This is a genomic window from Streptomyces sp. NPDC053560 (assembly GCF_044544605.1).
GTDB lineage: Bacteria > Actinomycetota > Actinomycetes > Streptomycetales > Streptomycetaceae > Streptomyces.
In genome coordinates, this window is record NZ_JBITXI010000009.1 from 342,721 (window position 1) to 356,254 (window position 13,534).

11 protein-coding genes and 1 pseudogene are annotated in these 13,534 nt (G+C 70.1%); 2 read left to right on the forward strand and 10 right to left on the reverse strand.

Annotated elements, in window-relative coordinates; all coding sequences use genetic code 11:
- Positions 1-164: 164 nt before the first annotated feature.
- From ACIGQF_RS23490 to ACIGQF_RS23505, 4 genes are all read right to left on the reverse strand, one after another.
- Positions 165-476 carry an SCO5918 family protein gene (locus tag ACIGQF_RS23490; protein ID WP_399713416.1) on the reverse strand — a complete coding sequence of 104 codons (312 nt, stop codon included), beginning with the start codon at positions 474-476 and terminating at the stop codon, positions 165-167.
- A gap of 47 nt (positions 477-523) precedes the next feature.
- The gene (locus ACIGQF_RS23495; protein WP_399713419.1) at positions 524-904 is read right to left on the reverse strand and encodes a hypothetical protein; all 381 of its coding nucleotides are present in this window, start codon (positions 902-904) and stop codon (positions 524-526) included.
- Positions 905-950: 46 nt separating this feature from the next.
- Positions 951-2,426 carry a DEAD/DEAH box helicase gene (locus ACIGQF_RS23500; protein ID WP_399713422.1) on the reverse strand — a complete coding sequence of 492 codons (1,476 nt, stop codon included), beginning with the start codon at positions 2,424-2,426 and terminating at the stop codon, positions 951-953.
- A gap of 221 nt (positions 2,427-2,647) precedes the next feature.
- On the reverse strand, positions 2,648-2,851 hold the full coding sequence (locus ACIGQF_RS23505) for a cold-shock protein (protein WP_399713424.1): 204 nt from the start codon (positions 2,849-2,851) through the stop codon (positions 2,648-2,650).
- A gap of 303 nt (positions 2,852-3,154) precedes the next feature.
- On the opposite strand from ACIGQF_RS23505, the pseudogene ACIGQF_RS23510 reads away from it, so the two are divergent.
- A pseudogene (locus tag ACIGQF_RS23510) lies at positions 3,155-3,451 on the forward strand (biotin/lipoate A/B protein ligase family protein); the annotation flags it as partial.
- Here the strand turns inward: ACIGQF_RS23510 and ACIGQF_RS23515 are convergent.
- The 3 genes from ACIGQF_RS23515 to hydA form a co-directional block, all read right to left on the reverse strand.
- A complete protein-coding gene (locus ACIGQF_RS23515) occupies positions 3,417-4,976 on the reverse strand; it encodes an NCS1 family nucleobase:cation symporter-1 (protein WP_399713427.1) in 1,560 nt (519 codons plus the stop codon). The pseudogene ACIGQF_RS23510 and the gene ACIGQF_RS23515 sit on opposite strands and share 35 nt — an antisense overlap.
- Before the next feature lie 11 nt (positions 4,977-4,987).
- A complete protein-coding gene (locus ACIGQF_RS23520; protein ID WP_399713429.1) occupies positions 4,988-5,992 on the reverse strand; it encodes a TIGR03842 family LLM class F420-dependent oxidoreductase in 1,005 nt (334 codons plus the stop codon).
- 63 nt (positions 5,993-6,055) lie between these two features.
- Positions 6,056-7,462: a dihydropyrimidinase gene (gene hydA, locus ACIGQF_RS23525; RefSeq protein ID WP_399713431.1), complete on the reverse strand. Its 1,407-nt coding sequence runs from the start codon at positions 7,460-7,462 to the stop codon at positions 6,056-6,058.
- Between the two features lie 356 nt (positions 7,463-7,818).
- On the opposite strand from hydA, the gene ACIGQF_RS23530 reads away from it, so the two are divergent.
- Positions 7,819-8,016 carry a hypothetical protein gene (locus ACIGQF_RS23530; protein ID WP_361566993.1) on the forward strand — a complete coding sequence of 66 codons (198 nt, stop codon included), beginning with the start codon at positions 7,819-7,821 and terminating at the stop codon, positions 8,014-8,016.
- Between the two features lie 61 nt (positions 8,017-8,077).
- On the opposite strand, the gene ACIGQF_RS23535 is transcribed toward ACIGQF_RS23530, so the two are convergent.
- The 3 genes from ACIGQF_RS23535 to ACIGQF_RS23545 form a co-directional block, all read right to left on the reverse strand.
- A complete protein-coding gene (locus tag ACIGQF_RS23535; protein ID WP_399713435.1) occupies positions 8,078-10,345 on the reverse strand; it encodes a germacradienol/geosmin synthase in 2,268 nt (755 codons plus the stop codon).
- Positions 10,346-10,519: 174 nt separating this feature from the next.
- Entirely contained in the window at positions 10,520-12,070 is a 1,551-nt protein-coding gene (locus ACIGQF_RS23540; protein ID WP_399713627.1) for a M4 family metallopeptidase, read from the reverse strand.
- Positions 12,071-12,557: 487 nt separating this feature from the next.
- Positions 12,558-13,397 carry an endonuclease I family protein gene (locus ACIGQF_RS23545; RefSeq protein ID WP_399713437.1) on the reverse strand — a complete coding sequence of 280 codons (840 nt, stop codon included), beginning with the start codon at positions 13,395-13,397 and terminating at the stop codon, positions 12,558-12,560.
- Positions 13,398-13,534 lie beyond the last annotated feature (137 nt).

A 13,534-nucleotide genomic window follows, 5' to 3' on the forward strand; every position in this document is an offset into this window, starting at 1 on the left:
CGGCCCCCGGCCCCCCCCCCACCCACACCCCCCCCCCCCCCGGGCCCCCCCCCCCCCCCCGGCCCCCCCCCCCCCCCCCCCCCCCCCCCCGGGGGGGGGCCCCCGGGGGGGGGCGGGCCCAACCCTCACTGTCGTTGTGGTGTCGGCTTGCGCCCGTCCGTGGGTCAGCCGGACAGGGGGCTGCCAAGCATGGCGGAAGCGCGCTGGAAGGGACTGAGGGTGTGCGTGGGGGCCACCGGCTGGGGAAGGCCGGCACAGGTGAAGCCGAGTCGGGTCATAGCCCGGACGACTTCGCCGGCGCTGAAATCACGGCGGTCCTGCCTGGTGATCACCCCACCCACCTGCTTGACGGGGTAGGTGCGCCGCCCGATGATCACGGACTCGCCGGTGACCGGCTCGGGCTCGACACCCTCCATCGATTGCAGCACGCCACTCCTGGTGAGGTCGAAGGGAAAGCGGGCGATGACACAGCGCATGGTGCCTCACAGGGGAGAAGGGAAGCGGTTCGGCCGGGCGAGACGGTTCAGCGGGAGAAGGCCGGGACGTCCGGGGCGCTGCCGTGCTCGGCGGTCACGGAAGATGCCGCGAGCCGACGACCGGGCGTCGCATGCACGGCTTCGGCCATCGTGGTGCAGGAGGCAGCACCGAGGATGTCGCGCAGGCGGATCTGGTCCGTGTACGCGCAGCCGTCGCGGACGGCGGTGAGCTGGGCCTGGATGACCAGGCCGGTGCACCGGCCGTCCGCGTCACAGACGAGCAGATGCCCCGTGCGGGCGGCGGCCATGACGCACAGTGCCACCTCGACGGTCATGTCGTCGCAGACCTGCGGTCCGACCTCGTTCATGGCCTCGACCAACATCGGGGTGGCTTTCGCCGGGCGGTGCTGCATCTGAACCGGTGTCAAAAGGTGTCTCCTGCAGAGATGGGTCGGTCTTCTGAGTACGACGGTTCTAGGCCGTCGCTCCGGTGACGGAAGACGTCGCGGACGCGCGCCGGGGTGCCGAAGCAGGCCGGCGTCGGCCGCGAGAGGCGGCTCTGCGCTTGGGGCGCTCGGCCACCGGTGCGGTGATGACGACCGGGACGCCGGAGGGGGTCCGAGCGCCGGTGATGCGACTGAGCGCCGCTGCGCCGGAGTGGATTTGCGTGGTCTGCGGGGTGATGCCCGCGGCCGCCATGAGGCGGGTCATGCCGCGGCGCTGGTTCGGAGTGACCAGTGTGACGACGCTGCCGAACTCGCCGGCCCGGGCGGTGCGTCCGCCGCGGTGCAGGTAGTCCTTGTGGTCGGTCGGCGGGTCGACGTTGACGACGAGGTCGAGGTTGTCGACGTGGATGCCGCGTGCCGCGACGTTCGTGGCGACGAGCACGGTGACGTGGCCGGTCTTGAACTGTTCCAACGTGCGAGTGCGCTGGGACTGGGACTTTCCGCCGTGCAGGGCGGCGGCGCGTACACCGCTGTTCAGCAGGTGCCCGGTGAGGCGGTCGACGGCGTGTCTGGTGTCCAGGAACATGATCACCCGGCCGTCGCGGGCCGCGATCTCCGTGGTGGCCGTGTGCTTGTCAGCACCGTGGACATGCAGCACGTGGTGCTCCATTGTCGTGACCGCGCCGGCGGAGGGGTCGACGGAGTGGACCACGGGGTCGGTCAGGTAGCGGCGGACCAGAAGGTCTACGTTACGGTCCAGGGTCGCGGAGAACAGCATCCGCTCGCCATCGGGGCGTACCTGGTCGAGCAGCGCGGTGACCTGCGGCATGAAGCCCATGTCGGCCATCTGGTCGGCCTCGTCCAGCACCGTGATGCCCACCTGGTCCAGCCGGCAGTCACCCCGCTCGATGAGGTCCTTCAGGCGCCCGGGCGTCGCGACGACCACCTCCGCGCCGCCGCGCAGGGCACCGGCCTGTCTGCCGATCGACATCCCGCCGACGACCGTGGCCAACCGCAGTTTCACCGCGCGGGCGTACGGGGCCAGCGCGTCCGTCACCTGCTGCGCCAACTCACGCGTCGGTACGAGAATCAACCCCAGCGGCCGGCGGGGCTCGGCGCGCTGTCCGGCCGTGCGGGCCAGCAGCGCCAGCCCGAAGGCGAGGGTCTTACCGGAACCGGTACGCCCGCGGCCCAGTACGTCGCGGCCCGCGAGGGAGTTCGGCAGCGTCGCGCCCTGGATCGGAAACGGGACGGTCACGCCCTCCGAGCCGAGCGCGGCCAGCAACTGCTCGGGCATGTCGAGGTCGGCGAAGTTCTCCACGGCAGGCAGTGCCGGCGTGATCGTCTCGGGGAGCGCGAACTCACCCTGGGGTGCGACGGGCCGACTGCGGGAACCACCGGAACGGCACGGAGCTGATGAGCCGAATCGGCTCCTGCCCTTACCGGATTCGGCACTGCCGTTACGGGTGCGTGCGAAGCGGTCGTTCGTGTGTGTGCGGTTCATGCGGAACCTTCCTCGATACGACACATATCAAGGAATTCTCACAGCAATGAGCAGCATGGAGAATCGCAAGAATGAGCCGAATGAAATGCGAAATACGAGTGCGCCGGACAGGAACGCCGTGCGGCGCAGGCATCGACCGGTGAACACGGCGCGGGAGAAGCTCGCAGATGGGGCCCGCACCCCGAAGAATGCGGGCCCCAGGCGCGGAGTCGCGCTCGGCGTCAGGCGGGAACGATGTTCTCGGCCATCGGCCCCTTCTGGCCATGTGCGATGTCGAAGTTCACCTTCTGGCCTTCGAGCAGCTCACGGAAACTCTGGTCGGCGATGTTCGAGTAGTGGGCGAACACGTCGGCGCCGCCACCCTCCTGCTCGATGAAGCCGAAGCCCTTTCCCGCGTTGAACCACTTCACAGTGCCAGCAGCCATGCGATCTCTCCTTTGGGTCAGTACACAGGGATCCGCGCTGCGCGGACACCATGCCGCCGCGATGATTAACCCGACCGGAAAAGACCGGAATACAAAAGCCCTCGCAACGGCTCAGAATCAGACCGGAGAGTGCTTGAGGTTTGGGAACCACAACTGCAACCGAGATCGACAGTAGCACGCCACAACGGCCTGCGTACGTCGAATAATTTCATCCCGCCCATTGGGATAAAAACCCTCTCCGCACGGCCCGCCAAACCCTCGTCCCGCGGGCACAGATATTGATTATCCGAAGCGCAACGTTTCGGGAAGATCACCGGCGCGGCCCAGAAGCGGATGGTCACCGGCTCCGGGGCCGTGCTCCACCACGTGACGATGTCCTACGACATCGACGCGGACAAGATGGTCGCCAAGAAGCGCGTCGACCCGCTCCGCCGCCAGACCGGCCTGCCCCGCGCCGAGGTCATCGCCCGCATGATCACCTCCTTCCGGACCCGCTACGGCGGCACGGACGGCACGGTGACGGACGAGGAGTTCGCGCGCGCACGCGAGCTGGCGACGGAGAAGTTCAGCTCCCCGGAGTGGACGGCGCGGGTGCCGTGACGCCGGCCGGTTCCCGGGTGCCCCTCGCCCCCGCCATCAGCACCGCGTACACGGCCAGCGACGCCGTCAGGCCCACCGCCCAGCCGTAGTCCGCCAGCGGCCGGAGAAAGGGGATCAGTCCGTCCGCCGGGAAGGGGCCCTTCCCCGGCTGCGAGTACGAGCCGCCCACGGCGAGCAGCCCGCCCAGGCCGAACGCCACGAGGGCACGCCGGTTCCAGCCGGCCGTGTACCAGTAGCGGCCGCCCGGCCGGTAGAGGCCGGCGAGGTCCAGGACGGTGCGGCGGATGATCCAGTAGTCGGCGATGAGGATGCCGGCGACGGTGCCGAGGAGTCCGCCGACCACCCCGAGCCAGGTGAAGATGTACAGCTCGGGCGTGGCGGTGAGTTTCCACGGAAGGACGAGGACGCCGATCACGCCGGTGATCAGCGCGCCGCCGCGGAAGGTCAGGACGCGCGGGGCGAGGTTGGCCAGGTCATAGGCCGGGGAGACGACATTGGCCGCGATGTTGACGCTGATCGTCGCGATCAGGACCGTGACCAGCGCGAAGAGCAGCCCGAAGACATTGTCGGCCTTGCCCGCCAGGGCCACCGGGTCCCAGACCGGCACGCCGTACACCGCCTGGGAGCCGGAGGTGACCAGGACGGAGAGGAGCGCGAAGGCCGTCATCGTGGTGGGCAGGCCGAGCGTCTGGCCCCAGACCTGTGCGCGCTGCCCGGCCCCGAAGCGGGTGAAGTCGGGGATGTTCAGGGACAGCGTCGCCCAGAAGCCGATCATGCCCATGAGGGACGGGAAGAAGACCGGCCAGAAGTCCGCGCCCCAGCCCAGCCTGCTCGGCTGGTCCAGGAGGGGGCCGAGGCCGCCCGCCTTCGCGGCGATCCAGACCAGCAGGGCGGCCGCGCCGACCAGCACGAAGGGCGCCGCCCAGTTCTCGAAGCGGCGCAGGGTCTCCATGCCGCGCGCGATGATGGCCAGTTCGAGGGCCCAGAAGACGACGAAGCAGAGCCAGAGCGTCCAGGGGTACCCGGCGACCGGCGTCGCCTTCTCCCAGCCGCCGCCGAAGATCTTGCCGAGCAGGATGTAGATGCCCTGGCCGCCGATCCAGGTCTGGATGCCGAACCAGCAGCAGGCCACGGCGGCCCGCAGCAGCGCCGGGAGGTTGGCCCCGCGCAGCCCGAAGGAGGCGCGGGCCAGGACCGGGAAGGGTATGCCGTACTTGGGTCCCGCGTGCCCTGTGAGCAGCATCGGGAACAGCACGATGACGTTGGCGAGGGCGATGGTGAACACCGCCTGCTTCCAGTCCATGCCGAGCGCGACCAGGCCTGAGGCGAGCGTCCAGGACGGGATGTTGTGGGCCATGCCGACCCAGAGGGCGGCGAAGTTGTACGTGGTCCAGTGCCGGTCGGCGGCGGGCACGGGGCGCAGGTCGGCGTTGCTGAAGCGGCCGTCGGCGGGTATCTCGTCCGGGGGGAGTTCGACCCGGCCGCCCGTGTCCGGCGGCCCTTCGTCGCGGCCGTCCGAGGACACGGCGGGGGTTCTCACTCCGCCGCCAGGGCCGGGATGACCTCGGTGCCGTACGTGTCGATGGTGGCTTCCTTGCTGTCGTGCATGGCGTAGAGGGCGAACTGGTCGACGCCGAGGGCGCGGAGGGCGCGCAGCTTCTCGATGTGGGCCTCGGGCGGGCCGAGGACGCAGAAGCGGTCGACGATCTCGTCGGGGACGAAGGCGGTGTCCGGGTTCCCGGCCCGGCCGTGGTGCGCGTAGTCGTACTTCTCGCGGGTCTTGATGTACGCGGTCAGCTCCTCCGGGACCATGCCGGAGTGCTCGCCGTAGCGGCTCACCAGGTCGGCGACGTGGTTGCCGACCATGCCGCCGAACCAGCGGCACTGTTCGCGGGCGTGCGCCAGGTCCGTGCCGACGTACGCGGGCGCCGCCACGCAGATCGTCAGCGCGTCCGGATCGCGTCCGGCCTCGGCGGCGGCGTCCCGTACCGCCTTGACCATCCACTCGGTGAGGAACGGGTCGGCGAGCTGCAGGATGAAGCCGTCGGCGACCCGGCCCGCCATGGCCAGGGCCTTGGGCCCGTACGCGGCCATCCAGACCGGCAGCCTGCCGTCGCGGACCCACGGCAGCCGGACGGGGTTGCCGTCCACGGTGGCCTCGCGGCCCTCGGCGAGGTCGCGGATGACGGTGATGGCCTCGCCGAGGCGGGCGAGGGTGTTCGGCTTCCGCCCGGCGACCCGCATCGCCGAGTCGCCGCGGCCGATGCCGCAGACGGTGCGGTTGCCGTACATGTCGTTGAGGGTGGCGAAGGTGGAGGCGGTGACCTCCCAGGTGCGGGTGCCGGGGTTGGTGACCATCGGGCCGACGATCAGCCGGTCGGTGTGCTCCAGGACGCGGCTGTAAATGACGAACGGCTCCTGCCAGAGCACGGCGGAGTCGAAGGTCCAGCCGTAGCGGAAGCCCTGCCGCTCGGCGCGGCGCATGAGCCCGACCACGGCGGAGGCGGGCGGATCGTTCTGCAGGACGACTCCGAAGTCCATCTCTTCAACTCCCTGGTGTAGAGCCGGTGATGACGACTGACGTCCCGGAGGGGCCGGTCGCGGTCAGGAGAGGAACTGACAGGTGGCCCGCGGGGTGTACTGGCCGTGGCCCGCTTGGCCGGTGAACTCGCGGTCCTCGATGACGGGTTCGCCGCGGGAGAGAACAGTCTCCACCCGGCCGGTGACCCGCCGCCCCTCGTACGCGGAGTAGTCCACGTTCATGTGGTGGGTTTCGGCCGACATCACTTGTTCGGCGTGCGGGTCGTAGATCACGATGTCCGCGTCGGCGCCGGGCGTGATCGTGCCCTTCTTCGGATACAGCCCGAACATCCGCGCGGGCGCGGCGCAGGCGATCTCGATCCAGCGGCGGCGGCTGATGTGGCCGTCCAGTACGGCCTGGTGGAGCAGGTCCATGCGGTTCTCGACGCCCGGCATGCCGTTCGGGATCTTCGAGAAGTCGCCGCGACCCAGTTCCTTCTGGCCGACGAAGCAGAAGGGGCAGTGGTCGGTGGAGACGACCTGGAGGTCGTCGGTGCGCAGCCCGCGCCAGAGCGCCGCCTGGTGTTCGCGCGGCCGCAGCGGCGTGCTGCAGACGTACTTCGCGCCCTCGAAGTCCGGCTCGGCGAGGTTGTCGGTGGAGAGGAAGAGGTACTGGGGGCAGGTCTCGCCGAAGACGGGGAGCCCCTTGTCGCGGGCCTGCGTCAGCTCGGCGACGGCCTCCTCGGCCGAGACGTGGACGACGTAGAGCGGCGCGCCGGCGACCCGGGCGAGCTGGATCGTGCGGTGCGTGGCCTCGGCCTCCAGCAGCGCGCGCCGCACCTCGCCGTGGTAGCGCGGATCGGTCCGGCCCTCGGCCAGCGCCTGTTCGACGAGGACGTCGATGGCGATGCCGTTCTCGGCGTGCATCATCACCAGCCCGCCGTTCCCGGCGGCCCGCTGCATCGCGCGGAGGATCTGGCCGTCGTCGCTGTAGAAGACGCCCGGGTAGGCCGTGAAGAGCTTGAAGGAGGTGACCCCCTCGGCCACCAGGAGGTCCATCTCCTTCAGGCTGTTCTCGTTCACGTCGGAGAGGATCATGTGGAACGCGTAGTCGACGGCGCACTGCGCGTCGGACTTGGCGTGCCACTGGTCCAGCCCCTCGCGCAGCGACTTGCCGCGGGACTGCACGGCGAAGTCGATGATGGTGGTGGTGCCGCCCCACGCCGCGGCCCGGGTGCCGGTCTCGAAGGTGTCGGAGGACGCGGTCCCGCCGAACGGGAAGTCCATGTGCGTATGGGCGTCGACGCCGCCCGGGATCACGTACTTCCCGGTCGCGTCGATGACCCGGTCGGCGGACTCGGTCCAGCCCAGCGCGGCCTCCTGCCCGTGCGCGGCGAGCGCGGCCACCCGGCCGCCCTCGACCAGGACATCGGCATGGATCTCGTCGGCGGCGGTGATGACCAGCCCGCCGCGGATGACCGTACGACTCACAGTCCCGTCCCCTTCCACCAGCAGCTCCCCGGCACCGGCCGGGACGGGAGCAGGGGCCCGCGCGCATCGTCACCCGGGCACCGACCTGCCTTGCCGTCCCTGACACCGCGTCACACGTCACGGCCGTTCTACACACGTAGAGTGCGACCGGATTCACAGACGGTAGAAGCATGACACCCGACCGGGCAATACCGCCGTCGCCACCGTGCGGGAACCGGCGTGTTGCCCGTACACACCACCCTCCCTTCCTCACTCAAAGTGTCCGGTGAGTACGCATGGTCACTCCGCGCTTCAGGGTGCATATGAGGCGGTATGCCGGGAACATGGAGGGCAACCGTGAGGCGCGAGGAGGCGGCATGGACAGAAAATCCCGGCCCGAGCCCGACGATCTCCGAACCCCGGACCGCAGTCTGCACAGCGGTCCGGCGGCGGACGTGAGCCCGGAGGACCTGGTAATGGCGACCGGGCGTGATGTCACGCCCAAGAATCTGGAATGGGCACGCCGCAAGCTCGCCGACGAGGGGCGCGCGGCCGTCGAGAAGATCCTGCCCTGAGGATCAGGTGCGGGCCTGCCCGGCGGACCGCCGGGCAGGCCCTTTCTCCTGCCCGGACGCGTCAGCCCACGGGCTCCGGCCGGGGCACCCGGAAGGCCGCAGTACCGATTCCGCCGGGCGCCGACAGGCTCCGGGGGACGGCAGCGGACGCCGGCTCCGCCGTCCCGTGGTGGCGGCGGAGGTCCTGCTCCCTGTAACGGCGGCAGTCGTAGTGCCACTGCAGGATGCCGGACATCCAGTCGCGCAGCTCGGAAATGTAGTCGGCGACGCCCTGCCTGGCCTCCGCCGACAGCTTGAAGTCGTCGTACAGCACGGGGAGTTCGTTCGCCACGATGTGCTCGAACTGGTCCAGCCGGCCGTTCATGAGGTCCTCGACGATGCGCAGGCCCGTGGGGTGGTCGACGTCGAAGAAGTTCTGCACGACGAGGATCGCGTTGTGCACCTCGCCCTCGTACTCGATCTCCTTCTGGTACGAGAAGACGTCGTTGACCAGGCAGCCGTAGTCGATGACGGCGTTCTCCAGGGCCTGCCACGGCCCGCTCGCGTACATCTCGTCCGGCACGTTCCTGCCGTGGCTGATCCGGGAGAGGCTCATCGTCAGGTCGGAGCCGAAGGTGTGCCGCCGCATCTCGATGTAGTCGACCGGGTCCGGGATGCGGTTCTGGACCATGTTGTCCAGCTCCCAGAGCCAGCTCCTGGTCATCACGCGCACCGCGTCGCGGAAGCGGCGGCGGTTCTCCGGGCTCATCGGGCCCGCCGTGCGCTGCCAGAGGTCGGCCAGGCCGCGCTCCAGCGCGTGGGTGGCGGGCGGCGGCGGGGCGCAGTCCAGCGGCATGCAGGCCGCCAGCCGCTCGTCCATGGCCTTGGCGCCGGCGAGGTCGCCGCGGCGGCCGAACACCGCGGGGTAGTAGTCGTCGCCGTACGTGCCCCAGGCGAGCCACGCCGAGCTGAGGTCCAGCTCCGCCAGGGTGGCGTCCGGGTCCAGGCCGGCGGCGCACAGCGGCAGGTCGTAGTCGAGGATCTTCTCCTCGGTCCAGACGTGCGAACCGGGGATGCCGGGCTGCTCCGCCAGGATGCCCATCCGGTCCGCCCACTCCACGACGTTCCGCCGGGAGGTGTCCAGGTGCGGGCAGAGCCGGCCGGGCAGCGGATGCTTGAAGTCGGGCAGCCGGGAGGGCCCGACCTTCTGGAACGGTACGTGCGTGAAGGTGCGGGCGCGGGCGGCCTCGGCGCGCGCCGTCGTCGGCACGCCCTGCGTGACGTTCAGCGCGGACAGGCCCAGGGCGCCCAGCGGCAGCGAGAAGAAGCGCGGCGGGGTGCCGGACGCGCCGTCCTCCCCCGCGCCGTTCATGTACCGGCTGGAGACCATGTGCCATTCCTGGCCGCCGGACTGCCAGTCCTGGAGGCCCTTCACGTACGCCAGGACGGCGGCCCGCTCGTCGGGGCCGAGGGCGTACTCGGCGAAGAGCGGCTCCAGTTCGGTGAGCGCGGTGTGCTCGAACTGCTGGAGCCGGGAGGTCAGCAGGTCGTTGACGGCCTCGGCGGCCTCCTGGGTCGAGCAGTCCAGGAACCGCTCCAGGACGAGGATGCCGTTGCTCAGCTCGCCCTCGTCCTCCACCTCGCGCTGGTAGGAGAAGATGTCGTTGCGCAGATGCACGGCGTCGGAGAAGGCGTCGCGCAGCACCCGCAGCGGGCGGGAGGCCGCGATGCGGGCGGGGACCTCGGCCCGGGCGGCGTACTCGATCAGCCCGGCCGACCAGGGCGCGCCGCCGACCTTGCGGCGCATCTCGATGTACTCCACCGGGTTGGCCACCCGGCGGGCGTTGATGTTCGACAGCTCCCAGAGGGATTCGTTGAGGAGGTTGACCGTGCTCTCCGCGAAGCGCTCACGCCACTTCGGGGACATCGCGGGGACGGTGCGGGTCCACAGGTCGGCGAGGCCGGCCTCGACGGGGTTGACCGGCTCCGGCATGCCCTCGGCGAGGTCCATCGGCATGAAGGCGGGCAGCCGGTCGAGGTAGGCCTTGCCGCCCTCGCGGTCGCCGGAGCGCTTGAAGGTCTCCAGGAAGTGGTCGTCGAAGAAGAAGACCCAGACGTACCAGTCGGTGACCAGGGCGAGGTCTTCGGCGGAGCAGTCGGGGTGGGTGTAGGCGCACAGCAGGGCGTAGTCGTGCGCGTCGAGGTCCCGCTGCTCCCAGATGCCGGACCCCTCGAGCATCTGCATCTCGCGCGCCCACGCGCTGCTGTGGGTACGGGCGGCTTCGAGGTGCGGGTTCAGGCGTGCCGGATACGGCGTGTAGAAGTCCGGCAGGTGGAAGGGCTGTGTCACGGGTCCCCGGCCTTTCTCGACGGTGCCGGGGGGCAGGCGTGACGGGCACCCTCGCGGATGCCCGTCGCCCCCCGGCGTGCGTCCGGGTGGCTACCCACGCGGCGACCCGAAAAGCGGGATACCGGAGGAGTCACCCGGACGAGTGATCGAAAAACGGCCCTGCCGGTCGGTGCCTCAGCGGACGTTGATCGCGGCCCAGGCCGCGTTCACCGCGTTGTACTCCGCGCTGCCGGAGCCGTAGAGGTCGGTGGCTGCCGACAGCGTGGCGGTGCGGGCCGCCTTGTAGTTGGTGGTGGAGGTCATGTACGTGGTGAGCGCCTTGTACCAGATCTTCTCGACCTTGGCACGGCCGATCCCGGTGACGGCCTTGCCGTCGTAGGTCGGGCTGTTGTAGCTGACGCCGTTGATGGTCTTGGCCCCGCTGCCCTCGGAGAGCAGGTAGTACCAGTGGTTGGCCGGGCCCGAGGAGTAGTGGACGTCGATGCCGCTCAGGTTCGAGGACCAGTAGTCCCTGGACGCGCCGTCCTTGCTGGGCTTGTCCATGTAGCGCAGGGGGGTGCCGTCGCCGTTGATGTTGATCCGCTCGCCGATGAGGTAGTCGCCCGGGTCCTTGGCGTTGTTGGCGTACCACTCGACGGAGGTGCCGAACATGTCCGAGGTGGCCTCGTTCAGACCGCCCGACTCACCGCTGTAGCGCAGCCCCGCGGTGTTGGAGGTGACGCCGTGGCTCATTTCGTGCGCCGCGACGTCCAGGGAGGTCAGCGGGTTGGCGTTGCCGGCGCCGTCGCCGTACGTCATGCAGAAGCAGCTGTCGGACCAGAACGCGTTGACGTAGGAGTTGCCGTAGTGGACGCGGGAGTAGGACGCGACGCCGTCGTTCTTGATGCCGCTGCGGCCCAGCACGTTCTTGTAGAAGTCCCAGGCGGTGGCGGCGCCGTAGTGGGCGTCGACGGCGGCGGACTGGCGGCCGCCGCCCCACACGTCGTCGGTGTCCTTGAAGAGGGTGCCGGTGCCGGAGGTGCCCTGGTTCAGGTCGTAGGTCCGGTGCCCGCCGCGCGCGCCGTCCCTGAGCTCGTAGGACGAGCCGTTGAGCGTGGTACCGAGGGTGACCGTGCCGCTGTAGACGCCGGTGCCGGTGCCGGTCTCGATGCGCTCGTCGGCGAAGAGCCGCTTGCCGGTGGCGGCGTCGGTGACGACCTGCAGTTCGCTCGGGGTGCCGTCCTTCTGGACACCCTTGACGACGGTCTCGTACGCGAGGACCGGCTCGCCGGTGGCGGCCCAGATCACCTTACGCGGCGCCTTCTCGGCGCCGGCCTTGGTGTTCTGCTCCGCCGCCGAGGCCTTGAGGGCGGCCTTCTTCGCGCTGGCGGCGGGGAGTTCGGCCGTGGTGGCCGGCACGGCTATCCGGGCCTTGGTCGCCTTGGTGACCTTGCGCGCGCCGTCCTTCTTGACGTGGACGACGAGATCGCCGCCGAGGACGGGCAGGCCGTCGTACGTCCGCTCGTAGCGGGTGTGAACGGTGCCGTCGGCGTCCTTGACGACGTCGCGGGCGACCAGCTTCTCCTTGCCGCCGAGGCCGAGCGCTTCGGCCGTGGTGGCGGCGTCGGCCTGGGCGTCCTTGAGCGCTGCGGCACGCTGGCCGGCCGACAGGGCGACGGCGGTGGCACCGGCCTCGCGATCCGCCTGGGCGTTGGCCGGCGCGCTCTGCACGCCGAGGACGACCATGGCCGCGGAAGCGACCAGGGCGGCGGCACGGACGGTGTGGTGGCGTCTGTCGGAACCTCTCACGCGTTCTCCTTGGTACGGGGCCGCGAGGTGGCGGCCCGTCGAGGGGGAAACGGACGGCCGTGGGTGGGGGCCGTCCACCGGTACAGGAGTGGTGCTGGTGGTACGAGGCCGAGCTGCGGTGCGTACGACGGATCCGCCCACGGCGCCGAACCGCGCAGGCGGAACCAGGCCCGTCAGCCGTGCGGATGCTGCGAGCCGGAGGAAGCGTGCCACCCTCTGACCGTTTCCGACAGATCAGTAACGTGAATTTGACCGGCCGTTATCCGAACGGCGATCACCGCGCCGCGAACTTCGGGCGGGCGAACGGGGCGTGATGCGGTCGAAGCGGATACGCGAAACCGCCCGGCTCCACGCGAGATCCGCGGAGCCGGGCGGCCGACCGGTGGCCGCCGCGGTGGGCGGCCACCCGTGACTGTGCGGACGGTCACCAGATCGCGTCGACCCACTCCGGGTGGTCGATGAACGGGTTCCGGTTGTGCTGGTACTTGTCGAAGATGACTTCGTTGCGGTTCTTCTCGAAGTCGTCCGGCGGGTCCTGCTCGCTCCAGGTCTTGAGGACGCTGAGGCGGCCGATGGCGGGCGCCGAGCCGTTGTCCACCTTGTCGTTGGGCTCCAGGTCGGCGAAGCCGTCGTCGCCGTCGTAGCGCACGGCCATGTAGAGGATCATGCGGGCGACATCGCCCTTGACGGCGTCGCGGGGCTCGAAGGAGTCGCCGTCGGTGTAGTTGCCGGGGGCCTCGCCGACCTCGCTGCCGCCGTTGTCGAAGTCCTTGTTGCCGCGGGTGCTGTTGACCGAGACGTCGGTCGGCCGGAGGTGGTGGATGTCGGTGCCGGGGCCGGTGGAGGTGCCGAAGTCGCCGTGCGACTTGGCCCAGACGTGCTCGCGGTTCCACTGGTCGGGGTCGCCGCCGTTGTCGTCCTTGCTCTGCGAGCGGCCGGTGTAGAGCAGGATGACGTTCGAGGAGTTCTTGGGGTCCTGGTCGGTGACCTTCAGGGCGTCCCAGACCTGGCTGTAGCTCAGCTTGCTGACGCCGGAGCTGATGATGCCGTGCAGCGCGGACTTGAGCTCCTGGCCGGTCTTGCCCTCCGCGTCCTTGTAGTACGTGTCGTCGTACGCGGTGGTGGCGGACGCGGCGGTGCTGCCGTGGTGGGCGGCGGGGTCGGGCGCCGCGGTGGCCGGGACCTGGACGGCCAGCGCGAGCAGCGCGGTACCGGAGAGTGCCGTGACGATTCTGCGCCGAGCGGTGGTACGGGATATGTCCACGAGTGTGTCCTCTCCCCCATGCGCGTGGACCGGACCGCGGAAGTGTGGGGGGTGCGGGCCGGGGCCGGCCGGCGAATGACCGGCCGCAGGCAGCCTGCCACCGCCACAATTCCCACTGGGTGACCATTACGGTGTGA

Bases quoted from the DNA above. Each gene is read 5' to 3' on its own strand.
- ACIGQF_RS23505 (WP_399713424.1), bottom strand. From the start codon at position 2,851: ATGGCTGCTGGCACTGTGAAGTGGTTCAACGCGGGAAAGGGCTTCGGC.
- ACIGQF_RS23540 (WP_399713627.1), bottom strand. From the start codon at position 12,070: ATGGTCGTCCTCGGCGTGCAGAGCGCGCCGGCCAACGCCCAGGCGGAT.
- ACIGQF_RS23490 (WP_399713416.1), bottom strand. From the start codon at position 476: ATGCGCTGTGTCATCGCCCGCTTTCCCTTCGACCTCACCAGGAGTGGC.
- ACIGQF_RS23520 (WP_399713429.1), bottom strand. From the start codon at position 5,992: ATGGACTTCGGAGTCGTCCTGCAGAACGATCCGCCCGCCTCCGCCGTG.
- ACIGQF_RS23530 (WP_361566993.1), top strand. From the start codon at position 7,819: ATGGACAGAAAATCCCGGCCCGAGCCCGACGATCTCCGAACCCCGGAC.
- ACIGQF_RS23500 (WP_399713422.1), bottom strand. From the start codon at position 2,426: ATGAACCGCACACACACGAACGACCGCTTCGCACGCACCCGTAACGGC.